This is a genomic window from Nocardia spumae, assembly GCF_020733635.1.
GTDB classification, from domain to species: domain Bacteria; phylum Actinomycetota; class Actinomycetes; order Mycobacteriales; family Mycobacteriaceae; genus Nocardia; species Nocardia spumae.
In genome coordinates this window covers 856,163-882,585 of record NZ_JAJFZL010000001.1, presented here as the reverse complement: position 1 = coordinate 882,585, position 26,423 = coordinate 856,163, and the positions used below count along the sequence as shown (strand labels likewise).

The window sequence follows — 26,423 nt, the reverse complement described above, 5'->3', positions numbered from 1 at the left end:
CGCTTCGGCTCGGGAGCACGCTGTCCTGCCTTCTGCATGATCAGCGGGTAGCGCGCCTGCTCCCCCTCGAAGCGTCGTCGGCCGATAGCATCCTTCGACCTTCACGGGAGCATCCCCATGTCCACCGTCAGCTGGACCGAGAACGGAACGACACGAACCGCCCGATGGCACTCGGAGAACGGCACTCCGGCACCGACTCGGATCGTCGTCGCCGACGATCGCATGTCCGCGGATACGGCCCTTCACCACGCCCGCGCGGGCGCGAATCTGCTGTGGCGAGGTGACTTCCACAACGCCCGCCACCTCATGCGCGCCATGAACCGCCGGCTCTCGAAACGACCGAGCCGAGCGGCCGACCTCGGCGGCCTCTTTCGTGCACACCGGCGGGACCGCGCGGAACGCGCGGCACTCCTCGGGCGCCTGTCGATCGAGCTGGAGCACGATCATTCGATCCGGTTACGCCGGGCACCCGATGCGCGTGCTGCCTGTGATCACGCGTACGGGAAGCCGGCGAGTGAGCCGGGCGATATCTCCGGCGGGCCGACACTGGTCTCGCTTCCCGAACTTCTCGGCGTCATCGGCGCGTACCAGTGGCACCGCGAGGGTATCGATATCGCCGCGCTCGGCGCCCGGCTCCATCCCGCCTACGGCGTCTTCTCTCCCACTCGCAACGAGTACATCGACCTCGTCGCCCAGGCTCCGTTCCCGGAGGGCGTCGATCATCCCGTCGCCTTCGACATCGGCACCGGATCCGGAGTGCTCGCCGCCGTGCTCGCCCGGCGTGGCGCGCGAGAGGTACTGGCGACCGACATCAACTCGCGCGCAGTGCGATGCGCGCGCGAGAACATGTGGCGGCTCGGCCTTGCCGACCGTGTGCGAGTCACCGCGGCGGATCTGTGGCCGGATACCCGTGCACGAGCCGATCTGATCGTCTGCAATCCGCCCTGGTTACCCGGAAACCCCACCTCGGCATTGGAACTCGGAATCTACGACCCCGCATCGCGGGTGGTCAATCGCTTCCTCGCCGATCTGGCGGATCATCTGACGCCGCACGGAGAAGGGTGGCTGATCCTGTCGGATCTCGCCGAACACCTCGGCCTGCGGACTCGCGACGAGTTGCTCGTACGCATCGCCGACGCCGGACTCACGGTCACCGGCAGACAGGAGACAGTTCCACGCCACGCCCGCATCGCCGACCGCACCGACCCCCTTCGCGCGGTCCGAGCGCGCGAGCGAATCGTGCTCTGGCAACTGGCTTCACGTCCCCCGCACATGTCGTAGGCCGAGGCGAGCCCGAGTGCGGGAGGATGCCACACCAGCCTCGCCGCGCCCATCAGATCCCCGCGCCGATCCACGAAGCGAACCCCAGCAACCCCTCCGACTGCCGACGCTGCGCCGCCGCGATCCCGTACACCGTCTCCCGCACCGAAGGATGCAACCGCGTCTGCTGCGGCGCCGCCGCACGCGCCTTGTTCAACGCCGCCAACGACCGGTCCGGCTTACCCGACATCAACCACGCCCGCGCATTGTCCTGCCAGTGGTAGCCCGCGCGCGGAGCGGCTAGGTCGGCGGGTATGCGAAGTTCGGAACCGTCGCGTGCGGCCTTGCCCGGATCGCCTGCTTCCAATTCGACCGCACAGGAATGTATCTCCACATTGCCCGGACCGAAATCGGTGGTGTACAAAGCGCTCTCACCGATCATCGGTCGGGCGATGTCCCGCGCGGCCGTGATGTGGTCGCGGGCCAGTTCCAAGCGGCGCCCCCGGGCCGCGACAATGGCAGCACGCAGGTGCGAGTATCCCCGCAGCACCCGCTCCCCCTCACTGGCGCCGGGAACAAGCGCCAGCCCTCGATCCACCAAAGACATTGCCACATCCGTCGATCCGTGCGTCATGAGCAGCCGCGACCGCTTCATCAGGCTCCGCACCGCGTAACCGGGGTCGTCCGATCGCGCGGCCACGACATCGAGTCGATCGAGCACCAGGGCCGTCAACGACGAGTACCCAAGTCGGCAGCAAGCCCCTTCGGCAGCGATATAGGCCGCGCACAGCATGTCGTAGGCCCGCGCACGCTCCGCCGTATCGCCGGCAGTCTCGGCCGCACCGTGCAATCGGCGAATCAGATTGGGCAGCAGAGCGAGAGCACGACGGGTCCGGTCGTTGCGCAATGCCGATTCGACCGCATCCAGCTCCGCGCGCAACTCGGCGCCGGTCGACGGCTCGAGAGCACGGACATACGTCCCCTCGGCAAGTACAGCACGCAGTTCGGGCAATCCCTCCAGCGGACCGTCCTCCTCTAGCGTGTCCAGATACGGCGTGCCCTGCAACCGATCCGGGTCGACACCCAGCGCCTTGGACACCGCCGCGACGAATCCGGGCGAGGCGACCTCCCGCCCCTGCTCCACCGCCTTCACCATCGACAACGAATAATTCGCACGCGCGGCCAACTGCCGCTGCCCCAAACCCGCGATCTTGCGCTCCGACGCGATCCGCCGCCCCACGTGTTCGCCCATACACCGAGCGTAGATCGATACCGCGCCGCTGTCCCCTGTCCCTCAACTGTTCCTAGACGCCCTCACCTGCGACGAATCTGGATTACACAGACAGGAGGGGTCACCATGAGGGCACATCCGACGGCCTTGGCTTGGATCGATCCGGAGCTCAGCACCGCGCCGAGCTGGGATGCGGCACAGCTGAAGCGGCTGGCCAGACAGCTGGGCTACGCACTCGTGTGGCCCGTGACGAATCGGACAGTCCCCGTGATCGACCAGATTCGCACGGCCGATGTCGATGCGGTCGTGATGCCCGCACCGGCCCATCTGGACGCCCTCACCCTCGATCGCGTTATGCACCTTGTCGATATCGAAACCGTGTGCCCGCGAATGTCTTTCGCGCGGTGGACCGCGATAGGGGCGAATGCGTGAGCCGGCACGGTCGACGGCGACTCGGGCCACGCGGTCGAAGCGCGGTATGCGGGCGATGATCGGTCTGACAATCGCTGCCGGACTGCCACTTTCGGTACTGCTGTGGGCCGTCTGCTGGCCCGACCGCAGCTCCGGCGCCGACGACGAACGCGACGACGAACGGTAGCGACGCGGGTGTGACACCCCGGAGCGGCATGTCGTTCGCCATGCGAGCCGATGTGAGCTTGTATGGAAGGTATGCGCACCCAGTACCACGAGAATCTGCGGCAGCTCGCCGATCTCCTGCACGCCATGTGCGCGCAGGGCAGCGCCGCGATCGAGGCCGCGACGGACGCGGTGGTCAGCGCGGATATCGAGCAGGCCGAGGCCGCCATCGATATCGCCGGCCGGGTGGAGACCATGCAGCTGTACGCCGAACACGAGGCGATGCGCCTGCTGGCACTGCAATCACCGGTCGCCGGTGAGCTGCGGCAGGTGGTGACCGCGATCCAGCTGATCGGAAACCTGCAGCGCATGGGCGCTCTCGCCGGTCACGTCGCGACCAGTGCGCGCCGGCGCCACCCCGACCCCGTGGTCATGGAGTCGGTGCGGCCACTGGTCGAGCGCATGGGTGGCGCCGCGGTCGCGGTCGCCACCGGCGCGGCCGACGTTCTCGCCTCCGGCGACCCCACGGCCGCGGCCTGCTTGGACACCCAGGACGACATCATGGACCGCCTGCACGAGCAGTTACTCGAGACCGTCCTGGATCCGGGCTGGGACTTCGGAATCACCGCCGCCGTGGATCTGACCCTGCTCGGCCGCTATTACGAACGCTTCGCCGACAACGCCGTCGAGGTCGGCCGCCGCACCATCTTCCTGGCCACCGGTGAAACCGCCGAAACCTGGACCGCCGACTGCTGATCCCCTGGTCAAAGGCCGCCATAGGCGGTGTCGTGGGAGCCGCCCTCGTGCACGTCATCACCACGGTCAGCGTGTCGGTCCTGCGCCGCACCGCGATCCTCGTCGGTGAGTCGGCACTGCAGTACATACGCCTCGATGCCGTCGAGGATCCTTGCGAGGCCGAATTCGAAGCCGTCGAGCGGTGGCTCGTCGGTGAGGTACGCCGGGTCTTCGAGGACCTCCGCGACCGCGTTCAGGTTTCGAGCGCGGAGCTGCTCGTCCAGGAATAGATGGATCGCGCGGATCACCCGCTGTTGACCGGGATTCGCACGGCGCAACGCTGCCGGGGTTGGAGTGTTGCGCTGTAAATTGGCGCCGTACCGCGCGTGGCTGTCGAGGAGATACGCACAGTTCAGCATCTGTTGTGTGCCCATGCCGGTCGGTTTGAGGACGGTGATGAGAGTATCCAGCCAGGCCGCGTTGCGCGGTGTCAGCGGGATGGTCGTCGGTACGTCCAGCAGCCATGGGCGCGACAAGAAGCGGCGGAAGAGCTGGCGCGACCACAGCGCAGCTCCTTCTCGCCAATCGACGTCCTGCACCGCCGGCGGGTCTCCCCAGGCGTGGTCGGCCACGAGCGTGATGAGTTCGTCTTTCGAGCTGACATAGCGGTACAACGCGTTGGTGGTCACTCCGACACGACCGGCCACCTTCGACAGCGAAGTCGCGGCGATGCCCTCGTCGTCGGCCAGCCGCATCGCGACCGTGACGATCTCCTCGACCGTGTGCGCCGGCTTGGGACCGCGCTGCCCTCCGGTGTCGAGGACACCCCAGGCCGCGGCCAGACCGGGCGGTAGCGCCTCGAGGGCGGTGTCGGCGGGCTCGCCCCGCAGTGCGGCATCGCCACCCGCTGCCGCACCTCGGGAGTTCTTGGGTGGGTTCATAACTGGAATCCTCCCAGAGGCGCAGACAAAACAGTAGACGGCATGCACAGTTACAATTACTGTGTACGCCATGAACACTTCATTGCATACACAGATTCACTTTCCGACCTCCGCTCGTCGCTGGGTCGGGGTCGCCGCGATCCTCGGCGCCGGCTTCGCGATGGCCGAACTTCCGCTCTACTTCATCGTGCCGTCGTGCGACCCCCCGAGATGCAGCGTCGACACCGGCAGCCTCATGCCGACCGGGCTGATCCTCGTCCGCACGCTGTTCAACTTTCTCGCTCTCACGCTGTTCCTGGTCTTCATGACCGGCATCCGGCCACTGATCACGCGCGCGGACGCTCGCTACGAATGGTTCGGCGCGCTCGCCGGGACGGCCGGCGTGGCCTGGACGATCGTCGATATGGTCGCCAAGGGCCTGGAGGGCAGCACCGCGATCAAGTCCCCCGTCCGGATCGACCCGACTCGAACCGTTCCCACCTATCTGCTCTACGGCACCATCAGTCATCTGATGCTGCTCGTCTTCGGTCTGGCGTTCGGGTATGCGGTTCTGCGCAGTCGCGCTCTTCCGCGCTGGATCGGCTGGTCCTCGTTCGCGATCGCAGCCCTGCATCTGGCGGGTGTGCCGTCGATGTTCTTCGGCTACAACTCGTCGCAGTTCTACGCCTCCAACGGTTGGGGCGCGGTCGCGATGTTCAACGGCTACGCCGCAATCTGGCTTGCGATCGTCGGTATCGCGATCCTGCGGGAGAAGAAGCCCTCGAGCGTCGAACGTCCTCTCACCGCTCGCGTGTGAGGCAGAAACCGATCAGTTCAAACCCGCGTAGCTGTGCAACCCGCTCACCACGATGTTGATGATGAACAGGTTGAACAGCATCGCCACGAAACCGGCGACGTTGATCCATGCCGCCTTGGTCTCACGCCAGCCGGAGGTCGCGCGGGCGTGCAGGTAGGCCGCGTAGATGACCCAGGCGATGAAGGAGACGGTTTCCTTCGGGTCCCAGCCCCAGAAGCGGCCCCAGGCGGATTCGGCCCAGATGGCGCCCAGGATGATGCCGGTGCCGAAGAGCGGGAAGGCCACCACCGTGGTGCGGTAGGCCAGCCGGTCGAGGGTGCGGGCATCGGGGAGGCGGCGGGCGAGGGCGCCCAGCGGATTGCCGGCCTCCTGCCCCTCCGGCTGGTACATGCGCAGCAGGAACAACAGGCTGGCCACACCCGAGAGCATGAAGATGCCACTGCCGACGCTGACGATGGTGACGTGGATCGGCAGCCAGTACGACTTCAGCGCCGGCACCACGGGCGCCGCGTCGGCGTAGAGCACCTGCCCGGCCAGGAACATCAGGATCAGCACCGGGACCAGCAGGAACACCCACATCGACCGATAGCGGCGATCGTGGATGAAGACCAGTCCGGTGACCATCGCCGCCGCCGTCGCCATGGTGATGAACTCGTACATGTTGCCGAGTGGGAAGCGGTGGGTCGCGAAGCCGCGCAAGACGATCGAGGCCAGATGCAGACCGACCCCCACGAAGACGACCGCGAACGCCATATTGCCGAGCCGTTCGGCCAGCGCGGGTTTCGCGGCGGGTTCGAGTTTGCCGGGCGCGGCCGGACGATCACCGGAGCCGGGCCGGTCCGTCGCGCCCGAGGCGCCGACGCCGACCAGTTCGCGCTCACGTTCCTGCGCGCTGGTGATCTTCTTCTTCGCGGAGGCGTACTGCACGATCAGCATCGCCAGTACGAGCAGATAGACGACGAAGGCCGTCTTGAAGGCGAGATTGCTGTAACCGGCGAGTGTTTCGTCGATCGGCATGTTCACTCTCCCGTGCTCTCGGTCCGGGCGACCGGGCGCTGATCCGTGGGGCCGCCCTGGCGATCGGAGCCCAGCAGCCGCATCCGCAAGCGGTCGAACTCGCCGCCCCAACCCGCCTGGTCGGTGCGTGCGAGCCCACCCATTTCTACTACAGTACGTCGTTCTTCGGAACCGCTGTCGTCCGGCCCTTCCGGATAGGCGCGCACCCAGATCCGGCGCCGCTTCACTACCAGCGAGACCAGCAGGCCCGCCATCATCGTCACCGCGCACACCAGCACCCAGTCCTGCGCGGGATCGTGCGAGACCTGCAGATTCGCGTACTGCTGAGCGCCGTCGAAGGTGACCTTGGTGCCGTCGGACAGCGTCGCCGACTCACCGGGACGCAGGTTGACCCGCTGCTGTTTGGCCAGCCGGCCCTGCTTGATCATCTCCGGATCCAGCGAGAACAGCGACTGCGCGCGGCCGGTATCCAGCCCGGTCTCACCGCGATAGATGTCGATCGCCACCGCCGGATCGTTCATGGCCGGATACGACGAGGTCAGCAGGCTGCCGTGCATCAGCGCGGTCGGTGCGAACAGGCCCTCGATCGCGATCTGGTTCTTGCGCCGCTCGTCCTCGCTGCCGTACATACCGCCGGGCGGGTCGAAGCGCATGACACCGCTGGACAGGAAGGTGGAACCGTCGTCGGGACGCCACTGGATGGTCTCGGTGCGCGTCGTGCCGTTCGGATAGGTGACGGTGAACGTCGGCGCGTAACCGTGCCCCTGCAGGTAGACCCGGTCACCGGCGACTCGCAGCGGATGGTTGACCTGGACGGTCGTATCGCGCCAGGTGTCGGTCGCCAGATCGTCACCGGTCTGGTACGAGATGTTCGCGGTGAACATTTCCGCCTGCCCGTTGGGCAGATAGTCGGCGTTGAAATCCTTGACCCGCACGCAGATCGGCGTCAGCCCGGTGCCGTCGTTCACCCGGCCGGCCTTGAAGGAGTCGAACACCGCGGGTGAGGTGGTGCAGAATCCGGGCCCGCCGTCGGCGACGACGATGACATTGCCCTCGTATCCGAACAACTTGCCCACCGCGATCGCGACCAGCAGGCCGACCAGCGCCAGATGGAAGACCAGATTGCCGAGTTCGCGCAGATAGCCCTTCTCGGCCGACAGCGTCACCTCGCCGGGACGGCCGTTGCGGACCTCGGATTCGTCGCGGACCACGACCCGCCAGCCGCGCAGCCCGCGCCGCGCCCGCTCGATCGTCTCGGCCGGCGTTTCGGTGGCCGTCGTCGACGCGTGATGCGGCAGCCGGGTCAGATTGCGCGGCACCATGACCGGCGGTGTGCGCAGTGCCTTGTAGTGATCGAAGACGCGCGGAACGATGCAGCCCACCAGCGAGATGAACAGCAACGCGTACACCGCGGTGAACCAGAAGCTGGAGAAGACGTCGAACAGCTGCAGCCGATCCATCCACGGGCCGAGTACGCCACGATCGGCGATGTACTTGTCGACCTTCTGCGCGTTGAGGCTGCGCTGCGGCAGCAACGCCCCCGGAATCGCGGCCAGCGCCAGCAGGAACAGCAGCATCAGCGCGGTGCGCATACTGGTCAGCCCGCGCCAGGCGTTGCGCAGCAACGCGAGCGCGCGACGGGGCAGCGATTGGCGCGGAGGTTTCGCGGCGGCGGAGGGGGGCGTCATCGTGGTAGTCATCGGGCAGCTCAGATCGGCAGGGTTACCTGGGAGACGAATACGTTGCGGATCCATCCGACGAACTGATCCCACATTCCGGTGACCAGGGCGATTCCGACGGCGATCAGCAGGATGCCGCCGATGATCTGGATGGTTCGCGAATTACGGCGCAGCCAGCCCACCCCGCGCAGTGCGGTGGCGGAACCGAAGGCGAGGATCACGAAAGGCAGCCCCAGTCCGAGGCAGTAGGCCACGATCAACGCGACACCGCGTGCCGCGGTCGCGCCCTCGGTGCCCGCGGAGACCGCCATCACGCCCGACAGCGTCGGGCCCAGACACGGTGTCCAGCCGAGGGCGAAGACCGCGCCCAGCAGCGGTGCGCCGACAATGCCGGTGAGCTGACGCGGATGCATCCTGGTGTCGCGCTGCAACATCGGGACCAGGCCGACGAACACCAGACCCATCAGGATCGTCACGACACCACCGATGCGCTGCAGCAGTTCACGATTGACGTTCAAGGTCTGGATGACACCGAATACGGTCACCGAGGCCAGAACGAACACGATGGTGAATCCGGCAACGAACAGTCCGGCCGCACCGGCGACCCGCATCCGTCCGGTGCGCAGGGCCACCGCCGCACCGCTGCCGCGCACCTCCCCGACGGTCACCGGCGGCGCCTCGGCCCCGACCAGACCGGCGAGATATGAGAGATATCCGGGAACCAGCGGCACCACGCACGGCGAGGCGAACGACACCAGTCCGGCGAGCAGACACGCGCCCAGGGCCAGCAGCAACGGCCCGGTGGCCGCGGTCTGCTGGAACGAATCACCCACCGAGGCGAGAGCGGGCGCGGCGAGTCCGGTCACTACCGATCCTCCGCGGCGATCTTGTCGACGACCGGTTGCAGATCCTCGGCCAGCAGCGACCGCAGGAATACCGCGGCCACGCGATGCTGCCGATCCAGAATCAGCGTGGTGGGGATGACGCTGGTGGGGAATTTCCCGCCGAGCGCCAGCAGGCTGCGCATCTCCGGGTCGTAGAGCGAGGGGTAGCCGACGTGATTGTCGGTGACGAAATCGCGCGCCTTGTCCTGTTGCGCGTCACGCACATTGATCCCCAGGAAGGCGACGCCCTTGTTCTCGGACCGCTCGTAGACTTGTTCCAGCGCGGGCGCCTCGGCCCGGCACGGACCACACCACTGACCCCACAGATTGACGACGACGACCTGATTCGGGAAGTCGTCGACGGAGAGGGGCTTGCCGGTCATCAGATTCGGCCCCGACAGATGGCCGATGGTGCCGCGGGTAGCCGGCGGATCGTAGAGGATATCGGTCTTACCGCCGGGTGAGACGAAATCGAAGGTGCCACCCTGGGCCACCGCGTCGTTACCGGACGAGCAGCCGGCCAGCGCGGCGACCACCGCCACGCAGGCCGCCAGCATCGGCAGCAGGCGCCGCAGGACCCCGTTCACGCTCCGGTCACCCGGGGATCCGATCCGCCGGACGGCTCGGAATAGACGATGTCGATCAGCGTATCGCCCTGATACACAAGGGAAGTCAGTGATGCGAGCGAGCATTGCCGCTGCCGCGGATCGTGCCAGAGGCGCTTCCCCTCGAGGAACCGCCGCAGCGTCCACACGGGCAGCTGATGGGAGACCACGACGGCTTCGTGCCCGGCCGCCTCCACTCGCGCCTTGTTGACCGCGGCGAGCATCCGATGCGCGATCTGCAGATACGGCTCACCCCACGACGGAGTGAACGGATCGCGCAGCTTCCACCAGTGCCGCGGCTTACGCAGCGCGCCGTCGCCGACCGAGACCCGCAGGCCCTCGAAGGTGTTACCGGCCTCGATCAGGTTGTCGTCGGTACGCACGATCAGGTCGTGCCGCGCGGCGATCGGCGCGGCGGTCTCCTGGGCACGCTGCAGCGGCGAAGCCACCACCAGCGAGATGTCGTGATCGGCGAGAGTCCGCGCGACGGTCGCGGCCTGCGACCGGCCGCCCACCGACAGGCTGAATCCGGGCAGCCGCCCGTAGAGGATGCCCTTCGGGTTGTGCACCTCGCCGTGACGCATCACGTGCACGATGGTCTCGGTGTCGGAGGCGACATCACCGGGCAGGACCGGCACCTTGCCGGAATCCGCGCCCGAGTCCGGAGTCGGTGCGGATTGTGTTGTCGCAGTGGCGGATTCGAGCTGATCAGAGTCGCTCACGCGCGGGATCCTTCGGGTGTGGCGGCCGCGGCCGCCGCGGCGGCGGCGGGCAGGGCGGCGGCGATGCGGTCGAATGCGTCGTCATCGAGTGCGGCGGAGACGAACCATGCCTCGAACGGGCTCGGCGGTCCGTAGACACCACGCTCCAGCAGGGCGTGGAAGAAACCCGGGAAGCGCCAGGTGGCACTGGCCTTGGCAGCGGCGTAGTCGGTGACCGGATCCTCGGCGAAGAACACGTTCACCATATTGCCCGCGAATTGGACCGTATGCGCCACCCCGGCGGCGCTCAGAGCCTCGGTGATCAGCGCGCCGAGGCGTTCGGCGTTGCGATCGAGTGCGGCGTAGACCTCCGCGTCGGCGGCCCGCAGCGTGGCCAGTCCGGCAGCCACCGCCACCGGATTCCCCGATAGCGTTCCGGCCTGGTACACCGGCCCGATCGGTGCCAGATGATTCATGACCTCGGCGCGGCCACCGAACGCGGCGGCGGGCAGTCCGCCGCTCATCACCTTGCCGAAGGTGTAGAGATCGCCCGCGACCGGATCGCGGCCGTACCAGCCCGCCGCACTCACCCGGAAGCCGGTCATCACCTCGTCCATGATCAGCAGTGCGCCGTATTCGCTGGTCAGCCGACGCAGGCCCGCATTGAATCCGGGTAGCGGCGGGACCACGCCCATATTTCCGGCGGCCGCCTCGGTGATCACGCACGCGATCTGGTCCGGATATTCGGCGAAGGCGGCGGCCACGGCGTCGAGGTCGTTGTACGGCAGCACGATCGTGTCGGCGGCCTGCGCCCCGGTCACCCCCGGCGAGGTCGGCAGGCCCAGGGTCGCGACACCGGACCCGGCATCGGCCAGCAGGGCGTCGACATGTCCGTGATAGCAGCCGGAGAACTTGATGATCTTGCTGCGGCCGGTGAAACCGCGGGCCAGCCGGACCGCGCTCATGGTGGCCTCGGTACCGGAATTCACCAGCCGCACCCGCTGCACCGGATCGACCCGGGCGGCGATCGCCTCGGCCAGCTCGATTTCCGCCTCGGTGGGCGCACCGAAGGACAGACCACCGGTGGCCGCCCGCTGCACGGCGTCGACAACGGCCGGATGGGCGTGCCCGAGGATCATCGGCCCCCAGGAACACACCAGGTCGACATAGTCGTTACCGTCGGCGTCGGTCAGGGTGTAGCCACGGGCCGAGGCGATGAATCTCGGGGTGCCGCCGACCGAATTGAAGGCCCGCACAGGCGAGTTCACACCACCGGGAATGGTCGCGGCGGCGCGTTCGAAGAGTTGGGCGGAGACCGGCACGTTCACCTGGGTCGCGCGCGGAGAAGAACTCACGACAACCAGTGTCGCAGCCCCCGCCACAGCGGTCGACGACAGGGTGTAGTGGGGTGAGCCAACCCACAGACGAATTCGGACATTGTACTCCCCTCGCCCCGAGTGAGGTTTGCCGAGAATTTCCTATGGACTGCCCCACCGGACCGGAACCACAACACGCCGCATGAATTTCCCGGCATAACTGGAGCGGTCCGGTTGCTCGTGCGTAACCTCGAACCATAACCACGCTCACAGCCGGGAGGGTTCATGCGTAAAGCAGTATTCGGGGCAGCCCTGTTGACAACCCTCGCCGGTGGGCTCGCGGCCGCCTCCCAGGCCTCCGCGGCGACGCCGGTCCTCCAGCCGGATCAGGGACGCGCCGGAGTGATTCTCGACCACAACGAGACCGGGGCCGTCGCCGACGGTCCGCTGCCGGCGCTGGTGACCATGGTGGTGCCGATGAATCGGATCGGCGCGGGACTCAAACCCGACACCCAGCTCTATCACGACGAGAACGGCAATGTGCACGCCTCACTGCGGCAGGTGGTGCAGGAGGCGGCCAGTCATCCCGACGGCAGCATCGTGGTGCTGCTGAACGCGCCCGGATCGCACGGTAGCCGCATTATGGACGTCTTCCAGCAGTGGCACTGATCTAGCGGGGCCGCACCGCGCACCGCACCACCAGATCGATGGCCGCGAGACCGGCGGCCGCGACGAGGACCGCGGCCAGCGCCAGCCACGGGCCGAGGTAGCGAGTGGATTCGAAGGCGGGCTGATCACCGATCGCCGCGAACCAGGTGGTGCGGATTCCGTGTTTCCAGGTCGGCACGGCCGCGACCGCGCACACCACGACCAGCACCAGATCGAGCAGGATCCACACTCGGCGCATCACGCCACGTCCTCCTTGCCCTCGCTAGACGCGTCCCCGGCAGGTTCGCTGTTCGCCACGGCGGCGATGTCCGATGCCTCCCCGGCATCGGCGCTGTTCTCGGCCCGGGCCTCGATCGCGGCGGTCAACTGCGCACGCAGGCCACGATGGTCGCGGGCCCACGCCTGGACCATGCCGCCGTCGCGCAGCTTCAGGCCGATCCCGGTGCGCCGGCGCGGTACCCCGGTGAGCTCGCCCAGGGCGCGGGCCGACTGCCACGGATCATCGTCCCAGGATTCCTCGTCGTGTTCCGGGAAGACCCGCGCGATGGAATCCAGCGATACGGTTTCGGTCCCCTCGCGCAGCCGGGATTCGGTGAGTTCGACACTGACGTGCCGTTTACCGGCCACGACCTGCAAGGTCACGAACCCGGCGAGCAGGACCGCGCAGAAGACGAGGCCGAACCAGTGCACCGGACCGCGCCGCAGCACCAGTTCGAGAATCAGGACCACCAGACAGAGCAGCGGACCGTAGGCCACCGAGCGCCAGCGCGCACCGGGCTCACTGAACAACACCGAATCCGGACGGACCGCGGTGGTGGGGTGGGCGTCGTTCACGCAGGACCTCCGAATGCGACGCACGTGCTCATCCGAGCGGGTGGCGGCGAAGTCAGCCGACCTTCCCCGGGAGCAGCAGGACTACGAGGGTGAGCAGTGCGAACAGCAGCAGCAAACCCATCACTACCACATCGCGTCGAATGCTCTGCCGCTGTTGAATCACCACGCGCATCGATGTCTCCGATCCACCGAAGCCATCCACGCCGGGTTCCCATCGCGGCCGTCGATCGATGTGACCATCGACCGAAAGAGCCCATCCGAAGAACAACGCACGACCAACGACTTTCAGTTCCCGAGCTATCTGTGACAACCCTCACCATACATCCCGGTCGGCGCGTGACAAATTCGCGATGCCGTCTCAGCGGCCGTTGGCACGGAAATAGGCACCGGATTCGGCTCTGCGGCAGAGGAATACGGCGCCGCAGGCCAGCACCGCCTGCAAGATCACCGCGGCTCCGATGAGCACCGCCATGGCGCCGTTCTCGGTACCGAGGCCGAACAACGATCCGATCGCGCCGAGAACGAGCACCACGGTCGCCACTTCGCCGATCGCGCGTGCCCACAGGCGCCCGAGCCCGAGTTGATACACGACGGCCACGGCGCCGGTGGCCAGGGCCAGACCGTAGGTCAGGATCAGCACCTCGAGGATCGAGACCGCGAACTCCATCTGCGACAGACTGAACTCGGTCCGCTCGTTGCGGAGCTGGTCGTAGAAGTTCTGGGCGATATCGTGCCGGTTCCCGAGGCCGTCGACCGCGCCCAGGATCAGGCGCACGATGCCGAGTCCGATGACCCCCCACCACAGTTGGCAGGCGGTGCGCACATCCTCGGGTCTGGTTTGCGTACCGGGCTCGGCCGGCAGAGTGGTCGGGTTCACGACAGCCAGTGCGCGGCCTCGGTGGCCCAGTAGGTGAGCACGATGTCCGCACCCGCCCGGCGAATGCCGACGAGGGATTCCAGGATGGCGCCGCGGCGATCGATCCAGCCCCGTTCGGCGGCGGCGGTGATCATCGCGTACTCACCGGAGATCTGATAGGCCGCCACCGGGACGGTCGAATGATCGGCGACATCGCGGAGGATGTCCAGATACGACATGGCGGGTTTGACCATCACGATATCGGCGCCCTCGGCCAGATCCAGCTCCAGCTCACGCAGCGATTCCCGACGATTGGCCGCATCCTGCTGATAGGTGCGGCGATCACCCTGCAGCGACGAACCGACGGCCTCGCGGAACGGGCCGTAGAACGCCGAGGCGTATTTGGCCGCGTAGGCCAGGATGCCGGTATCGGCGTACCCCGCGGCGTCGAGACCCGCGCGGATCGCGCCGACCTGACCGTCCATCATGCCGCTGGTACCCAGCAGATCGGCGCCGGTCTCGGCCTGGGCCAGCGCCATCTCGACGTACCGCCGCACGGTCGCGTCGTTGTCGACCGCGCCGTCGGCGGCCAGCACACCGCAGTGGCCGTGATCGGTGAACTCGTCGAGGCAGGTGTCGGCCATGACGACCGTATCGCCGCCCACTTCCTCGACGAGCGCGCGGAGTCCGCGGTTGAGGATGCCCTCCGGCGCACTCGCCTGGGTGCCCGCCGCATCCTTGTCCTCGGGGCGCGGTACCCCGAACAGCATGAGGCCACCGACCCCGGCCCCGACCGCCTCGGCGGCGGCCTTCCGCAGCGAATCCATCGAATGCTGGTGCACACCCGGCATCGAGCTGATCTCGCGCGGTTCGTCCAGCCCGTCGGCGACGAACATCGGCAGCACCAATTGTCTTGGCTGCAGGGTGGTTTCGGCAACTAGGCGACGCATCGCGGGGGTACGACGCAACCGCCGTGGGCGGTCCATTCCGGTCATAACCGCACGATACGCCCCGCGGTGGCTACCGGCGCAGCCGCCTGTGCGGGACAGCAACGTAGGTCACATCGGCGCTCACCGGCGCTCGAAAACCCTTGTGAGCCGCGGTTTTTGTCGGTGGGTTCGGGTAGAATCGAAGATGTGTTCGAGGGGAGGATTTCATGTCTCGAGTGTCCACCGCACCTGTCGTCATCGATCCCTATGTCCCGCTGGTGAAGCATCGCCTGCCCGCCGGCCGCCCGCGGTCGTGGTATGTCATGCACAATCGCCGGCTCAAGGCCATGCGGCTGGCCATCGCCCTGCTGGATTCCGGCGTCTACCGCGCCAATCTGGCCGATAACCACACCATTCGCCGCACCGCCGACGCCATCGGCATCCGTCCACCGTCCGATAAGACCTGCCGGCTGGTCCGCGACTTCATGCGGGTGCGCCGAGCCTGAGCCGCCTTCGCGGCCGCGGCGTCGAGCCGGGTGCCAGCGCGCGACAGGGCAGCATTCGCACAGATTCCCGAGGCCGAACACGCTGTCGGCCAAGGGAATTCGCACCGAGGCTACTCGCCGCGCGCTCACCATCGGCCCGCGCGCGTCGATCGTGCGCGGGCTCGGCGGGGCGCTGCCGGCCGCCGGCTCCCCGCCGCGACCGGGCGCAACCAGGTGATCGAATGGCCGGTCCCGCACCGGCGGGTACGACTAGCGGCTGCGGCGGCTCTTCTTACGCGGCGGGGGCAGCAGGCCCTCGGCGCGCAGATGTGCGGCATGTTCGGCCAGGGCATCGACCAGCGGTCCGACCTGGGCCGTCTCCGGCTGCACATCGACGCGCAGGCCGAATTCGATTGCCGTCTCGGCGGTTTTCGGGCCGATGCACGCGACGATGGTGCGCGCGTGCGGCTTTCCGGCGATACCCACCAGATTCCGGACCGTCGACGACGAGGTGAACAGCACGGCGTCGAATCCGCCGGTCTTGATCATCTCGCGGGTCTCGGCCGGCGGCGGCGAGGCACGCACAGTCCGGTATGCGGTCACATCGTCGATCTCCCAGCCACGGTCACGCAGGCCTTCGGCGAGAGTCTCGGTGGCGATATCCGCGCGCGGCAGCAGCACCCGGTTCACCGGATCGAAAACATCGTCGTAGGGCGGGAAGTCGGCCAGCAGGCCCTCCGAGGACTGTTCACCACTGGGCACCAGTTCGGGGTTGATGCCGAACGAGCGCACCCTTTCGGCGGTCGCCTCACCGACACAGGCGATCTTCACACCGGAGAAGGCCCGCGCGTCCAGACCGAATTCGCCGAACTTCTCCCACACCGCGCGCACCGCGTTCGTGGAGGTGAACACCACCCACTGGTAGCGGCCGTCGACCAGACCCTTGACCGCCCGCTCCATCTGAGCGGGGCTGCGCGGCGGTTCGACCGCGATGGTGGGTACTTCCATCGGGATGGCGCCGTGCATGACGAGCTTCTCGCTCATCTCACCGGCCTGCTCCTTGGTGCGCGGCACCAGCACGGTCCAGCCGTACAGGGCCCGCGACTCCCACCACGACATCTTGGTGCGCTTCTCGACCTCCTTGCCGACCGTGACCACGAGCGGTCCGACCAGTTCGGAGGCGGCGGAGTTCAGAGTGGCCAGCGTCGCCTCGATGGTGCGCTGCTGGCGGCTGGTGCCACGGACGGTCACCGCGACCGGGGTCTGCGGTGCGAGCCCGTTCTCGACCAGCGCACTCGCGGTCTCGGCCAGATGCCCGGAGGTGGCGTGCAGGACCAGTGGGCCGGGGGCGGCGGCGACGGAGGCCCAATCGACCTCGCCGCGGACATCGACCTCGGTATGCGAGGAGCCCAGCGCGATCCCCGCGTACGCGGGCACCGTGGTCGCCGAGGGCAGGCCGGGCAGCACCTCGAAAGTCATATGCGACCGGGTGACCGCGTTGACCTCGGCGATCACCGAATCGGTGGTCATCGGGTCACCGGAGACCAGACGTACGACATCGTGTCCGGCACGGGCCTCGTGGACCAGCGTCTTGGCGACCTCGGCGGGTTCGCCCAGCGCGGGGCGGACGTCGACCTCGGACTCACCGTCGGGCCCGGGCTCGACGGCGGTGCCGATCATGGCCAGCACACCCTTGTCGACATCCGGATCGGTGAACGCCAGTCGGGCTCGCCCCAGCACCTCGCGGGCGCGGACGGTGAGCAGCGCCGGGTCGCCCGGACCCGACCCGACGAACAGAATCCGACCGGGATGCTTCTTGGTGGCTCGGCTGCGCTCGCTCATGGTTGGTTCTCCATCGGGCTGGAATTGGTGAAGTCGGACACGGCCGGAGCACCGGCCAGCAGGTCGCGCGCCCCCAGCTCCAGGAGCTCGCGCGCCAGCTCGCGGCCAAGCTGCTCGGCATCCGCGAGCGAGCCCACCGCAGAGGCCCGGATGACATCCGAGCCGTCGATTGCCGCCGCACCCGCGCGCAACGACAATTCCTCCACCACACGGCCGCCGTCGTCGAGCGATTCGACGACTTCGGCCAGCGCACCGATCGGTGCCGTGCAACCGGCCTCGAGCTCGGCCAGCAACGCACGTTCGGCGACGACCGTGGCTCTGGTGGCCGGATCGTCGAGGGTGGACAGGATGGTGACGAGATCGCCTTCCTCGCTGCGGCATTCGACCGCGAGCGCGCCCTGGGCGGGGGCAGGCAGTACCTGTACCGGCTCCAGGGTTTCGGTGATCGTGCCGAGGCGATCGGTGCGGGACAGCCCGGCCCGCGCGATCACGATGGCATCGAGTTCGCCGTCGGCGACCTTACGAAGTCTGGTGTCGATATTTCCGCGCAACGGCAGAATCTCGAGTCCGAGCCCGAGGGCTCGCAATTGAGCGGCACGCCGTGGGGCGGAGGTGCCGATCCGGGATCCGGCGGGCAGTTCGCCCAGCACCATTCCGTCGCGCGCCACCAGCGCGTCACGCGGGTCCTCCCGCGGCGGTATCGCGGCGATGGTGAAGCGCGGGTCCGGCGCGGTGGGCAGGTCCTTGTAGGAGTGCACCGCGATGTCCACGGACCCGGCCGCCAGTTCCTCACGCAGGGCCGCGGTGAACACACCGACGCCGATCTTCTCGACCGGATCGGAGGATTTGTCACCCGCGGTCTTCACGATGACCAGTTCGGCGTGCTGTCCGGCAGCGATCAGCGCATCGCGGACGGTGCCGGCCTGGGTGAGCGCCAGCACGCTGCCGCGCGTACCGATCCGCCACGGTGTGTCCGGCGTCCCGCGTCGCGTCATATCGTGCTCCTGCTCGTCTGCCTCGGTAGCGGTACCCATGGCGACAGCCATATCTACGCCGGCGACAGCCATATCTACGCCGGCGACAGCCATATCTGCGCTCACTGCGGATGCCCCTGTTCGTCTCCGAGATGGCTCGTGGTGAAGTCGTCGGCCAATTCGCCGCCGAGCGTGGCGATTTCCATCGGTGCCGCCACCGCTTGTGCCGCACCGGGTTTCAGTTCGAACAACTCGCGCAGCGCCTCGGCGTAACTGCCGCCGCCGGGAACCGCGGCCAATTGTTTGACCCGAACCGTGGGCGCGTGCAGCAGCTTGTCGACCACCCGGCGCACCGTGCGGGCCACCTCTTCCCGCTGCGGATCGCCCAGATCGGGGAGTTTGGATTCCAGCCGCATCAGCTCGGCCTCGACCACCTCGGCCGCGCGCTGTCGCAGCGCGGCGACGGTCGGCGTCACCTCGGCCATCCGCTGGCCGGACAGATACTTGGCGAGTTCCTCGGCGACCAGCGCCCGCGCGGCACTGGTGTCGTCGGCGGCCGCGCCGGCGGCCGGATCGCGCTGAAGGGTCTCCATGTCGATGACGGTCACATCGGGCAGACCGGCCACGGCGGGATCCACATCGCGCGGCAGGCCCAGATCGCAGATCACCATCTGATGTCCGGACTTCGAGACGTTCAGAGCTCGATGGGCATCGGCCAGGCTGACCACGGATCCGACCGCACCGGTGCTGGTGATCACGATATCGGCGTCGGACATGGCCTCGACCAGGTTCGACAGCTCCATCGCCGCCGCCGACGCGCCGTGCATGGTGGATGCGGTGTGGGCCAGCCGCTGGGCGCGCTCGAGCGTGCGGTTGACCACGATGATCCGGCCGATTCCGGCGCGCGCCAGATGTGCCACCGACAGGCCGCCCATCGCACCGGCCCCGACCACGACCGCGGTCCGGCCGGCGAGATCGCCGAGCACCATGGAGGCGCGATCCAGCGCCACCGACACCACCGAGGCGCCGGCCCGGTCGATACCGGTCTCCGAATGCACCCGCTTACCGACCCGCAGTGCGTGCTGCGCCAGTTCGTGGAGGGTGCGCCCGGCCGCCTGCTGGGTATCGGCGGCGGCATAGGCGGACCGGATCTGGCTGAGCACCTGCTGCTCACCGACGACCATCGAATCCAGCCCGCTGGCCACCGCGAACAGATGCTCCGCGGCCGCCTCGGAATACCGCACGTAGGCGTGCTTGGTCAGTTCCGGCAGGGAGAGATCGGCGTGCTTGGCCAGCAGATCGCCGACCTCGGCCAGACCGCCGTGGAAGGCGTCGACCACGGCGTAGACCTCGACCCGATTGCAGGTGGAGACGATCATCGCCTCGGAAATGTGCTGAGAGGCCAGCATGCGGTCGGTGAGCTTGGGCCGGTCCTCCTCGGTGACCGCGACCTTCTCGAGCACCGCAACAGGTGCGCTGCGATGCGATATTCCGACGAGAAGCACACTCATGGTGCGACCACCGATCCCTTGCTGGTTGGCTCCGTTGCCGAATGCGAGGTTGTCTTGTGGGGGTTGGCCTGGTGCGCGGCGCGCCCGGCCATCCGGCGGCCGATCGGCGTGGACACCGCGTGCACGGTCTCCCCCGCCGCGACCCGATCGGTGGCTTCGGCGGCGGCCTCGAGTTCAGCGCTGCGGGCCCGTTCGAAGGACAGCATCTGCAGTTCGACAGCGAGGTCGACGCGGCGCACCTCGACCGAGGCCGGCACGGCCAGGTTCACCGGCGAGAAGCTCAGAATGCACTGCACACCGGCGGCAACGAGTTCATCGCAGACACTCTGGGCCGCGGCGTCGGGAACGGTGACGACGGCGATGGTGGGCGCGAGTTCGGCGACCGCGGCGCGCAGCACCGCCGTATCCCGCACGCGCAGGCCGCTGACCGGGGTGCCGATCACCGCCGGATCGCTGTCGAAGATGCCGACCGTGGTGAATCCGCGTCGGGAGAAGCCGCCGTAACCGGCCAGTGCCCGGCCCAGATTTCCGGCGCCCACCAGGATCACCCGGTGCCCGTTCGCCAGCCCGAGCACATCCTCGATGCGATGGCGCAATTTCGCGACGTCGTACCCGACACCGCGAACTCCGTTGGGGCCCAGGAAGGACAGATCCTTGCGAAGCTTGGCCGAACCGACACCCGCCGCGACAGCCAGTTCTTCACTCGATACGATGAGCACACCCTCGTCGGCCAGGACGGCCAGCACTCGAAGGTAGGTGGCCAGGCGGGTCACCGTGGCCTGCGGGATGTCCTTGTTGATGGATTTGCCGGAAACGCTGTTCAGAGCTCTGCCGGAGACGCCACCGGGCGTCTCATGCTGCTCTGTCACGTCGTTCGGCTCCTCGTCCGGCCGGGGGTAGGGTCCGGGGTTTCGCTTGTCCACTACCGACACCGGGGGACTGACATCGGTATCGGATCGGTGTTGGTACACGGGTGCGTGTGCGTCCGCCGCCAGAAGCAGGCGGGTCGCGTGTCACCACCGTAACTGCTTGTGAAGCCCTGCACAAAGTCGGTGAATTCAGTCACTCTCCGCTAGTCGGCTCGGCGAATGGCTGCTCACATTCAACCGCCGCGCGCCACCGGCTGACACGCAGGCGCGCCGGACCGGCGTTTTCGGTGCCCGTATCCGGAGATTCGGGACGAACTCCCCGCACGCGTTCACCGTGGCCGCGGGTAATGGCCGCCGTGTCGGCGTGGTGGCATTTAATGACGGCATGAGTACTGCCACACATTCGGTGACTTTGCTGACCCGCGCCGGTTGCGGTATGTGCGCCATCGCACTGACCCAGCTACGTGGCATCTGCGCCGACTTCGGACTGGAACCGGGGACCGTGGACGTCGACGAGGCCGCGGCGACCGATCCGTCGTTGCGCGCCGAGTTCGGCGACCGGCTGCCGGTGGTATTGCTCGACGGCCGGGAACACAGTTACTTCGACGTCGACGAACCCCGGTTGCGCGCCGATTTGAGTCGCTGAGCACACATTGCTCAGCAGCCGTCGGGGCATCGCTTCGCTCGGCTAATGTTGGAGTGTTCGCGCGGAACAGGCGGAGGTACTGGTGCCGGAACGATCGAAAGATGCGAGGACGGGTTTCATCGCGGGTAGGTTCGGCGAATTCCCGGCGCGTTGGGGGCAGGGTCTGTCGGACCAGCTCACACGGATCGCGCGCAGTCCGTTCGGACCCAGCGAGGAAGAGGTTCGTGCCAATCTGGCCGGTGAGGCCAGTGCGGATGCGGCCTTGGCTCTGCACGATGCGGAATTGGCGGAATCCGATGCGGCCGAATCCGATTCCGAATATCCGTCGCATGCGCGCCCGCCCAGGGATCTGACCGCGGCGGCATTCTTCGACGTGGACAACACGATGGTGCAGGGCGCATCGATCGTGCACTTCGCGCGGGGGCTGGCGGCCCGGAAATATTTCAAGACCTCGGACCTGGTCGATATGGCCTGGAAGCAGGTGAAATTCCGGGTCACCGGCAAGGAGAGCCAGGGCGATATGGCCAGCGGAAAGGAAAAGGCGCTGTCATTCATCGCCGGCCGTTCCACCGCCGAACTGGCCGCGCTCGGCGAGGAAATCTACGACGAAATCATCGCCGACAAGATCTGGCCCGGTACGCGGGCGCTGGCGCAAATGCATCTCGACGCCGGGCAGCAGGTCTGGCTCGTCACCGCGACACCGGTCGAACTCGCCCAGGTCATCGCGAAACGACTGGGCTTGACCGGTGCGCTGGGCACGGTCGCCGAAAGTGTGGACGGTGTGTTCACCGGGCGACTGGTCGGCGATATTCTGCACGGCCTCGGCAAAGCACACGCCGTGCGCACGCTCGCGATTCGCGAGGGACTCAATCTCAAGCGCTGCACGGCCTATTCCGACAGCCACAACGATGTGCCGATGCTGTCCTTGGCCGGAACCGCGGTGGCGATCAACCCGGATTCGGATCTGCGTGAGGTCGCCAAGAATCGTGGCTGGGAGATTCGTGATTTCCGTACCGGCCGCAAGGCCGCCAAGATCGGCGTGCCGACCGCATTGGCCCTGGGTGCCGCCGGTGGCGCCGCGGCCGCCGTACTCACCCGCAAACGCGAACAGCACGCCTGAGCGGAACCGCCGGTCACCGATGAGGTGACCGGCGGCGGCTTCGCATCAGCCGGTGAACGGATTGCGCCGCTTGGTCAGCAATTTGTACAGCGTCTGCTGAATTGTTTCGCGAACCTGATCGGTGACCTCGAACATGGTCATCGGATCGTCGGCCGCCTCGGCCGGAAAGTTGTCGGTGGAGATGGGCGCACCGAATTCGATCGTCCACTTCGAGGGCAGCGGGACGGTGCCCAGCAGACCCAGATGCGGGAATGTCGGCGTCACCGGGAAATAGGGCAGCCCGAGCAGGCGCGCCAGCGGCTTGATATCGGCGAGTTTCGGGTAGATCTCCTCGGACCCGACGATGGAGCACGGAATGATCGGCACCCCGGTCTTGACCGCCGCCGACACGAAGCCGCCCCGGCCGAAGCGCTGCAACTTGTAGCGCTCGGAATACGGCTTGCCGACGCCCTTGAAACCCTCGGGGAACACCCCGGCGACCTCACCCGACCGCAGCAGCCGCTCGGCGTCGGCGGGGCAGGCGAGGGTATGGCCGGCCTTGCGGGCCAGCCCGCCGACGACCGGAAGTTCGAACACCAGATCGGCGGCCAGCAGCCGCAGCGCACGATGATCGGGATGCCGGTCGTGCACCGCCAGCTGCACCATCAGCGCGTCCAGCGGCACCACGCCGGCGTGGTTGGAGACCACCAGCGCGCCGCCGGAGGCGGGAATGTTCTCGATCCCGTTGACCTCCACCCGGAACCACAGATCCGACAACGGTCGCAGCGCGGGCAGGATGACCGACTCGAGCAGATGCTGGTCCAGACCGAACTCGTCGACCTGGTAGTCACCGGTGAGCCGCCGGCGGGCGAAATCGGCGGCGCCGCGGATACCGCCGGCGACCGTGCCTCGGACCAGGTCGCCCAGTGAGCGCGGCGGTGCGGATTCGGCCAGCCGTTCGGTCAGCGAGGTGACCGGCTCCAGCACCGGCTGCCCCGCCCAACGGCGCGCCGCCGGACGTTGTCGGGACTCGAAATCCGTCTCGTGCAGGTGAATGACCTTGGCAACGTCGTTCATCGATGTGCTCCCGTCCCGGCCCCGACGAGGCCGAGGAGTCTGGTTTCTGCAGCGTCGATCCATCGCGGATCTATGACGGGCCGCAACGCTGCGCCCCCGATGAAGTCGTCGAACGCCTGCACCGTTGTCCAGCGCGGTGCGAAGCCGAGTTCGGTACGCATTCTCGTTGTGTCCAATCCACAGCCGTAGTGGAAATAGTCGATCTGCTCGCTGGTGAACTCCCGCATCACGGGGCCCATGAACGATCGGCCGACAGTCTGGAACACGCTCATCGGCACAGGTAATTCGACGCGACCCGCGCGGCGGATGGCCTGGGACAACGCCAGCGCCCCGTCCCCGGCGACATTGAAAGTCCCGCCGGGCGCGGACTGCGCGGCATGGGCCAGCGCCGCAATCGCGTCCTCTTCGTGCAACAACTGCATGCGAGGGTCACGGCCGAAGATCGTCGGCGTGATCGGGGAACGGAAATATTGCACTCCCCGGCTCGCCAGCCGCGGCCCCACAATCGGTGGAAATCGAAGAATTACTACGGCGACATCCGGGCGCCGACGCGCCAGACCACGAGCAAAACCCTCGACTTCGATCATATCGCGCGCGAACCAGCCGTGCGGTGGCGTGCGCGCACTCATTTCCTCGGTGAATTTCGCCGGATCCTTCGGCCCGCACCCGTACACCGCGGACGAGGAGCGGACCACTACGCGGCGCACGCTGGGAGCCTTCTGGCATACCGCCATCAGCTGCATGGCGCCGAAGACGTTGTAATCCTTCATCGCGGCGCGACCACCGCCGGCCGGCGGGCGGGACAATGCCGCCGGATGCACCACCGTATCGACCTGGTTGCCGTCGATCACCTTACGGATCAACGGGTTTCGAATATCGGCGCGAACGAATTCCGCCCGCCCCATCCGGCGCAGCAGATCGCGGCTGGGCATCCGGGCATCCACCGCGATGACTCGTTCCACGGCCGGATCGGCCACCAGTCGCGTGACGACATTGCCGCCGAAGAAGCGGCTCGCACCGGTGACCAGGACGACCTTGGGCGACTGGTCGTCGCGGCCGGCCGTATGGCCATCACGCATATCAGAACCCACGCCGAATCCCACCTGTGCACCCCTGCTTTGGCTTGTTCCGCGTTCCAGAGTAGCGGCTGTGACGAAGGTCGCCGAGAGTATTTACCAGGATCTAACGATGACTTCAGTCACCGGAAACACGGGGCTCGAAAACTCGCGGATAACAAACCGGAAGCCCGTCATCGAACTCGATGACGGGCTTCCGGCTAACGTTCAGCGCGTAGGCTTACTTGCCGAGTTTGCGACGCTGCACACGGGTACGGCGAAGCAGCTTGCGGTGCTTCTTCTTCGACATCCGCTTACGGCGCTTCTTGATCACAGAACCCATAGGGTTGTTCCTCGCGTTCTCTCTCTACCCTCGGCACGCACGCCGGTTACGTACGCCCATCTTCCGGTTCGCTCGGCGGCCGCCTGGCAACCAGTGTTCAGCTGGCGACCTGACCCCAGATCGACAGCGGGTAACACAACGGTGGTTCATCGTACCGGGCCAACCCACGGCGAACGAAACGGGCACCTCCGGCGCCCGACCCGTCGATACCCCGGATCGGCTGTACCGACCCGTTCCGACCCCGGCCGCTCACACGTTTCTACCCGGCGTCGAAGTACGACGTCTGCAGGTAGTCGTGCACCGCCTTGGCGTGCACCCGGAACGATCGGCCGACTCTCACCGCGGGTAGTTCTCCCGAATGAACCAGCCGATACACCGTCATCTTGGAAACCCGCATCAGATTCGCCACCTCGGCAACGGTGAGGAACTGGGTTCCTCCTCCGCCGATGACAGGACCGGGACTCGCAGAGCTGTTTCCAGACATCATTGGACCACTGACCTCCGGCACGTCCGCGCCGCCGGCTTCCCCACCGGCGGAACAGACACGCACGTGCTCCCCTGAGCTTAGCGGGACCAGTGGGATTGCTGCGACGGGTGGGAGAAATAGCAGTGTCACCGGCCGATGTCATGCCACACGCCGGACGACATCCGACTGCCATGCGACGGTTACTCGCCAGTCGCCCCCTGTTCGACCGAACGGCGCTTGGCGGCGTGCAGCGCCTCCCAGAACGCCGAGCGCACGCCGCCGCGCTCGAGTTCGCGCACGGCCGCGGCCGTGGTGCCCGCCGGGGAGGTCACCGCCGCGCGCAGTTCCGCGGCATCCTGTCCGGACTCCTCGAGCAGGGCCGCCGAGCCCAGCATGGTCTGGACCACCAGGCCGGTGGCCACATCACGGGTGAGGCCGAGGCCGACGCCCGCCTCCACCATCGCCTCGACCACGAGGAAGAAATACGCCGGTCCCGAACCGGAGACCGCGGTGACCGCATCCATCTGGCCCTCGGATACCGTGACGACCTTGCCTACCGCGCCGAGCAGTTCCGCGACCGTGTTCAGCGCGGCGGACTTGGCGTAGCGGCCCGGCGCGATCGCGCTCATGCCCTGGCCGACCAGCATCGGGGTGTTCGGCATCACCCGCACGACGGGGAATCCGGCGGGCAGTTTGGATTCCACCCGGGCCGTGGTGACACCGGCGGCCAGCGACACCAGGATCTGATCGCGATCGTTGTCGAGTTCGAGTTTGCCCAGTTCGGTCAGTACGGCGTCGACATCGTGCGGCTTCACCGCGACCACCAGGACGTCGGTGCCCGTCGCCGCCTCGGCCAGGCTGTCGGTAACCCGGATGCCGAACCGCTCCCGCAGCACCTGCGCACGGGCCTCGACCGACTCGACAACAACCAAGTCCTTACCCGGGCGCCCGGCCTCGAGCAGCCCGGCGATCAACGCCTCGCCGATCCGTCCGCCACCGATCACCGCAATTCTCGTCATGGCGTCCA

General features: G+C 67.4%; 29 protein-coding genes. 8 read left to right on the top strand and 21 right to left on the bottom strand.

Annotated elements, in window-relative coordinates; genetic code table 11:
• Positions 1-117 precede the first annotated feature (117 nt).
• The gene (locus LKD76_RS03845; protein ID WP_227979544.1) at positions 118-1,281 is read left to right on the top strand and encodes a methyltransferase; all 1,164 of its coding nucleotides are present in this window, start codon (positions 118-120) and stop codon (positions 1,279-1,281) included.
• A 52-nt stretch (positions 1,282-1,333) separates the two neighbouring features.
• Here LKD76_RS03845 and LKD76_RS03840 read toward each other — a convergent pair whose 3' ends face one another.
• Positions 1,334-2,512: a helix-turn-helix domain-containing protein gene (locus LKD76_RS03840; protein ID WP_227979543.1), complete on the bottom strand. Its 1,179-nt coding sequence runs from the start codon at positions 2,510-2,512 to the stop codon at positions 1,334-1,336.
• Between the two features lie 105 nt (positions 2,513-2,617).
• Between LKD76_RS03840 and LKD76_RS03835 the strand changes: the two genes are divergently transcribed.
• Together LKD76_RS03835 and LKD76_RS03830 are read left to right on the top strand one after the other, a co-directional pair.
• Entirely contained in the window at positions 2,618-2,923 is a 306-nt protein-coding gene (locus LKD76_RS03835) for a hypothetical protein (protein ID WP_227979542.1), read from the top strand.
• A gap of 237 nt (positions 2,924-3,160) precedes the next feature.
• Positions 3,161-3,823, top strand: coding sequence for a phosphate signaling complex PhoU family protein (locus LKD76_RS03830; RefSeq protein ID WP_227979541.1), 663 nt, complete (start codon positions 3,161-3,163; stop codon positions 3,821-3,823).
• 8 nt (positions 3,824-3,831) lie between these two features.
• Here LKD76_RS03830 and LKD76_RS03825 read toward each other — a convergent pair whose 3' ends face one another.
• Positions 3,832-4,743, bottom strand: coding sequence for a TetR/AcrR family transcriptional regulator (locus tag LKD76_RS03825; RefSeq protein WP_227979540.1), 912 nt, complete (start codon positions 4,741-4,743; stop codon positions 3,832-3,834).
• A gap of 70 nt (positions 4,744-4,813) precedes the next feature.
• On the opposite strand from LKD76_RS03825, the gene LKD76_RS03820 reads away from it, so the two are divergent.
• The gene (locus tag LKD76_RS03820) at positions 4,814-5,539 is read left to right on the top strand and encodes a hypothetical protein (protein ID WP_227979539.1); all 726 of its coding nucleotides are present in this window, start codon (positions 4,814-4,816) and stop codon (positions 5,537-5,539) included.
• A 12-nt stretch (positions 5,540-5,551) separates the two neighbouring features.
• On the opposite strand, the gene ccsB is transcribed toward LKD76_RS03820, so the two are convergent.
• From ccsB to hemL, 6 genes are all read right to left on the bottom strand, one after another.
• Complete coding sequence (ccsB, locus tag LKD76_RS03815) at positions 5,552-6,556, bottom strand: c-type cytochrome biogenesis protein CcsB (protein WP_227979538.1); 1,005 nt, start codon at positions 6,554-6,556, stop codon at positions 5,552-5,554.
• A 2-nt stretch (positions 6,557-6,558) separates the two neighbouring features.
• Complete coding sequence (resB, locus tag LKD76_RS03810) at positions 6,559-8,256, bottom strand: cytochrome c biogenesis protein ResB (protein ID WP_372465735.1); 1,698 nt, start codon at positions 8,254-8,256, stop codon at positions 6,559-6,561.
• Between the two features lie 8 nt (positions 8,257-8,264).
• Positions 8,265-9,101 carry a cytochrome c biogenesis CcdA family protein gene (locus tag LKD76_RS03805; protein ID WP_227979536.1) on the bottom strand — a complete coding sequence of 279 codons (837 nt, stop codon included), beginning with the start codon at positions 9,099-9,101 and terminating at the stop codon, positions 8,265-8,267.
• A complete protein-coding gene (locus tag LKD76_RS03800) occupies positions 9,101-9,676 on the bottom strand; it encodes a TlpA family protein disulfide reductase (RefSeq protein ID WP_227985083.1) in 576 nt (191 codons plus the stop codon). Before LKD76_RS03800 ends, LKD76_RS03805 begins: the two co-directional genes overlap by 1 nt.
• 26 nt (positions 9,677-9,702) lie before the next feature.
• Entirely contained in the window at positions 9,703-10,308 is a 606-nt protein-coding gene (locus LKD76_RS03795) for a histidine phosphatase family protein (protein ID WP_227985082.1), read from the bottom strand.
• 134 nt (positions 10,309-10,442) lie between these two features.
• Complete coding sequence (gene hemL, locus LKD76_RS03790; RefSeq protein ID WP_227979535.1) at positions 10,443-11,780, bottom strand: glutamate-1-semialdehyde 2,1-aminomutase; 1,338 nt, start codon at positions 11,778-11,780, stop codon at positions 10,443-10,445.
• A gap of 246 nt (positions 11,781-12,026) precedes the next feature.
• Between hemL and LKD76_RS03785 the strand changes: the two genes are divergently transcribed.
• Complete coding sequence (locus LKD76_RS03785; protein WP_227979534.1) at positions 12,027-12,410, top strand: hypothetical protein; 384 nt, start codon at positions 12,027-12,029, stop codon at positions 12,408-12,410.
• 1 nt (position 12,411) lies between these two features.
• Here the strand turns inward: LKD76_RS03785 and LKD76_RS03780 are convergent, their stop codons facing one another.
• The 4 genes from LKD76_RS03780 to hemB all read right to left on the bottom strand — a co-directional run bounded on the left by LKD76_RS03780 (position 12,412) and on the right by hemB (position 15,095).
• Positions 12,412-12,651 (bottom strand): hypothetical protein, encoded by a 240-nt coding sequence (locus LKD76_RS03780; RefSeq protein WP_227979533.1) that lies wholly within the window; start codon positions 12,649-12,651, stop codon positions 12,412-12,414.
• Positions 12,648-13,244, bottom strand: coding sequence for a transport-regulating membrane protein Mce1N (gene mce1N / locus LKD76_RS03775; protein ID WP_227979532.1), 597 nt, complete (start codon positions 13,242-13,244; stop codon positions 12,648-12,650). Before mce1N ends, LKD76_RS03780 begins: the two co-directional genes overlap by 4 nt.
• A gap of 358 nt (positions 13,245-13,602) precedes the next feature.
• Entirely contained in the window at positions 13,603-14,121 is a 519-nt protein-coding gene (locus LKD76_RS03770; protein WP_227979531.1) for a hypothetical protein, read from the bottom strand.
• Positions 14,118-15,095 carry a porphobilinogen synthase gene (hemB, locus tag LKD76_RS03765; RefSeq protein WP_227979530.1) on the bottom strand — a complete coding sequence of 326 codons (978 nt, stop codon included), beginning with the start codon at positions 15,093-15,095 and terminating at the stop codon, positions 14,118-14,120. Before hemB ends, LKD76_RS03770 begins: the two co-directional genes overlap by 4 nt.
• A gap of 161 nt (positions 15,096-15,256) precedes the next feature.
• On the opposite strand from hemB, the gene LKD76_RS03760 reads away from it, so the two are divergent.
• Entirely contained in the window at positions 15,257-15,535 is a 279-nt protein-coding gene (locus LKD76_RS03760; RefSeq protein WP_227979529.1) for a hypothetical protein, read from the top strand.
• Between the two features lie 249 nt (positions 15,536-15,784).
• Here the strand turns inward: LKD76_RS03760 and LKD76_RS03755 are convergent, their stop codons facing one another.
• The 4 genes from LKD76_RS03755 to LKD76_RS03740 form a co-directional block, all read right to left on the bottom strand.
• Positions 15,785-17,356, bottom strand: coding sequence for a bifunctional uroporphyrinogen-III C-methyltransferase/uroporphyrinogen-III synthase (locus LKD76_RS03755; RefSeq protein WP_227979528.1), 1,572 nt, complete (start codon positions 17,354-17,356; stop codon positions 15,785-15,787).
• Positions 17,353-18,351 (bottom strand): hydroxymethylbilane synthase, encoded by a 999-nt coding sequence (hemC, locus tag LKD76_RS03750; protein WP_227985081.1) that lies wholly within the window; start codon positions 18,349-18,351, stop codon positions 17,353-17,355. Before hemC ends, LKD76_RS03755 begins: the two co-directional genes overlap by 4 nt.
• Positions 18,352-18,452: 101 nt before the next feature.
• The gene (locus tag LKD76_RS03745; RefSeq protein WP_227979527.1) at positions 18,453-19,841 is read right to left on the bottom strand and encodes a glutamyl-tRNA reductase; all 1,389 of its coding nucleotides are present in this window, start codon (positions 19,839-19,841) and stop codon (positions 18,453-18,455) included.
• On the bottom strand, positions 19,838-20,710 hold the full coding sequence (locus LKD76_RS03740) for a redox-sensing transcriptional repressor Rex (protein ID WP_227979526.1): 873 nt from the start codon (positions 20,708-20,710) through the stop codon (positions 19,838-19,840). The genes LKD76_RS03745 and LKD76_RS03740 overlap by 4 nt, the downstream gene beginning before the upstream one ends.
• 385 nt (positions 20,711-21,095) lie before the next feature.
• Here LKD76_RS03740 and LKD76_RS03735 point away from each other — a divergent pair, with 385 nt between their 5' ends.
• Together LKD76_RS03735 and LKD76_RS03730 are read left to right on the top strand one after the other, a co-directional pair.
• Positions 21,096-21,356, top strand: coding sequence for a glutaredoxin family protein (locus LKD76_RS03735; RefSeq protein WP_227979525.1), 261 nt, complete (start codon positions 21,096-21,098; stop codon positions 21,354-21,356).
• 82 nt (positions 21,357-21,438) lie between these two features.
• Positions 21,439-22,476 (top strand): HAD family hydrolase, encoded by a 1,038-nt coding sequence (locus LKD76_RS03730; protein WP_372465734.1) that lies wholly within the window; start codon positions 21,439-21,441, stop codon positions 22,474-22,476.
• A gap of 45 nt (positions 22,477-22,521) precedes the next feature.
• Here LKD76_RS03730 and LKD76_RS03725 read toward each other — a convergent pair whose 3' ends face one another.
• The 5 genes from LKD76_RS03725 to proC form a co-directional block, all read right to left on the bottom strand.
• Positions 22,522-23,532: a lysophospholipid acyltransferase family protein gene (locus LKD76_RS03725; protein WP_227979524.1), complete on the bottom strand. Its 1,011-nt coding sequence runs from the start codon at positions 23,530-23,532 to the stop codon at positions 22,522-22,524.
• Complete coding sequence (locus LKD76_RS03720; RefSeq protein ID WP_227979523.1) at positions 23,529-24,611, bottom strand: NAD-dependent epimerase/dehydratase family protein; 1,083 nt, start codon at positions 24,609-24,611, stop codon at positions 23,529-23,531. Before LKD76_RS03720 ends, LKD76_RS03725 begins: the two co-directional genes overlap by 4 nt.
• Positions 24,612-24,828: 217 nt before the next feature.
• Positions 24,829-24,930 carry a 30S ribosomal protein bS22 gene (locus LKD76_RS03715; protein ID WP_003402602.1) on the bottom strand — a complete coding sequence of 34 codons (102 nt, stop codon included), beginning with the start codon at positions 24,928-24,930 and terminating at the stop codon, positions 24,829-24,831.
• Positions 24,931-25,189: 259 nt separating this feature from the next.
• Complete coding sequence (locus tag LKD76_RS03710; RefSeq protein ID WP_227979522.1) at positions 25,190-25,417, bottom strand: helix-turn-helix domain-containing protein; 228 nt, start codon at positions 25,415-25,417, stop codon at positions 25,190-25,192.
• A 179-nt stretch (positions 25,418-25,596) separates the two neighbouring features.
• A complete protein-coding gene (gene proC / locus LKD76_RS03705) occupies positions 25,597-26,415 on the bottom strand; it encodes a pyrroline-5-carboxylate reductase (RefSeq protein WP_227979521.1) in 819 nt (272 codons plus the stop codon).
• Positions 26,416-26,423: the final 8 nt, after the last annotated feature.

What these genes read in the sequence shown, in the direction of transcription:
- LKD76_RS03845 (WP_227979544.1), top strand. Translation starts at nt 118, where the DNA reads ATGTCCACCGTCAGCTGGACCGAGAACGGAACGACACGAACCGCCCGA.
- LKD76_RS03840 (WP_227979543.1), bottom strand. Translation starts at nt 2,512, where the DNA reads ATGGGCGAACACGTGGGGCGGCGGATCGCGTCGGAGCGCAAGATCGCG.
- LKD76_RS03835 (WP_227979542.1), top strand. Translation starts at nt 2,618, where the DNA reads ATGAGGGCACATCCGACGGCCTTGGCTTGGATCGATCCGGAGCTCAGC.
- LKD76_RS03830 (WP_227979541.1), top strand. Translation starts at nt 3,161, where the DNA reads ATGCGCACCCAGTACCACGAGAATCTGCGGCAGCTCGCCGATCTCCTG.
- LKD76_RS03825 (WP_227979540.1), bottom strand. Translation starts at nt 4,743, where the DNA reads ATGAACCCACCCAAGAACTCCCGAGGTGCGGCAGCGGGTGGCGATGCC.
- LKD76_RS03820 (WP_227979539.1), top strand. Translation starts at nt 4,814, where the DNA reads ATGAACACTTCATTGCATACACAGATTCACTTTCCGACCTCCGCTCGT.
- ccsB (WP_227979538.1), bottom strand. Translation starts at nt 6,556, where the DNA reads ATGCCGATCGACGAAACACTCGCCGGTTACAGCAATCTCGCCTTCAAG.
- resB (WP_372465735.1), bottom strand. Translation starts at nt 8,256, where the DNA reads ATGACTACCACGATGACGCCCCCCTCCGCCGCCGCGAAACCTCCGCGC.
- LKD76_RS03800 (WP_227985083.1), bottom strand. Translation starts at nt 9,676, where the DNA reads ATGCTGGCGGCCTGCGTGGCGGTGGTCGCCGCGCTGGCCGGCTGCTCG.
- LKD76_RS03795 (WP_227985082.1), bottom strand. Translation starts at nt 10,308, where the DNA reads ATGCGTCACGGCGAGGTGCACAACCCGAAGGGCATCCTCTACGGGCGG.
- LKD76_RS03785 (WP_227979534.1), top strand. Translation starts at nt 12,027, where the DNA reads ATGCGTAAAGCAGTATTCGGGGCAGCCCTGTTGACAACCCTCGCCGGT.
- hemB (WP_227979530.1), bottom strand. Translation starts at nt 15,095, where the DNA reads ATGACCGGAATGGACCGCCCACGGCGGTTGCGTCGTACCCCCGCGATG.
- LKD76_RS03760 (WP_227979529.1), top strand. Translation starts at nt 15,257, where the DNA reads ATGTCTCGAGTGTCCACCGCACCTGTCGTCATCGATCCCTATGTCCCG.
- LKD76_RS03755 (WP_227979528.1), bottom strand. Translation starts at nt 17,356, where the DNA reads ATGAGCGAGCGCAGCCGAGCCACCAAGAAGCATCCCGGTCGGATTCTG.
- hemC (WP_227985081.1), bottom strand. Translation starts at nt 18,351, where the DNA reads ATGACGCGACGCGGGACGCCGGACACACCGTGGCGGATCGGTACGCGC.
- LKD76_RS03745 (WP_227979527.1), bottom strand. Translation starts at nt 19,841, where the DNA reads ATGAGTGTGCTTCTCGTCGGAATATCGCATCGCAGCGCACCTGTTGCG.
- LKD76_RS03735 (WP_227979525.1), top strand. Translation starts at nt 21,096, where the DNA reads ATGAGTACTGCCACACATTCGGTGACTTTGCTGACCCGCGCCGGTTGC.
- LKD76_RS03725 (WP_227979524.1), bottom strand. Translation starts at nt 23,532, where the DNA reads ATGAACGACGTTGCCAAGGTCATTCACCTGCACGAGACGGATTTCGAG.
- LKD76_RS03720 (WP_227979523.1), bottom strand. Translation starts at nt 24,611, where the DNA reads ATGCGTGATGGCCATACGGCCGGCCGCGACGACCAGTCGCCCAAGGTC.
- LKD76_RS03715 (WP_003402602.1), bottom strand. Translation starts at nt 24,930, where the DNA reads ATGGGTTCTGTGATCAAGAAGCGCCGTAAGCGGATGTCGAAGAAGAAG.
- LKD76_RS03710 (WP_227979522.1), bottom strand. Translation starts at nt 25,417, where the DNA reads ATGATGTCTGGAAACAGCTCTGCGAGTCCCGGTCCTGTCATCGGCGGA.
- proC (WP_227979521.1), bottom strand. Translation starts at nt 26,415, where the DNA reads ATGACGAGAATTGCGGTGATCGGTGGCGGACGGATCGGCGAGGCGTTG.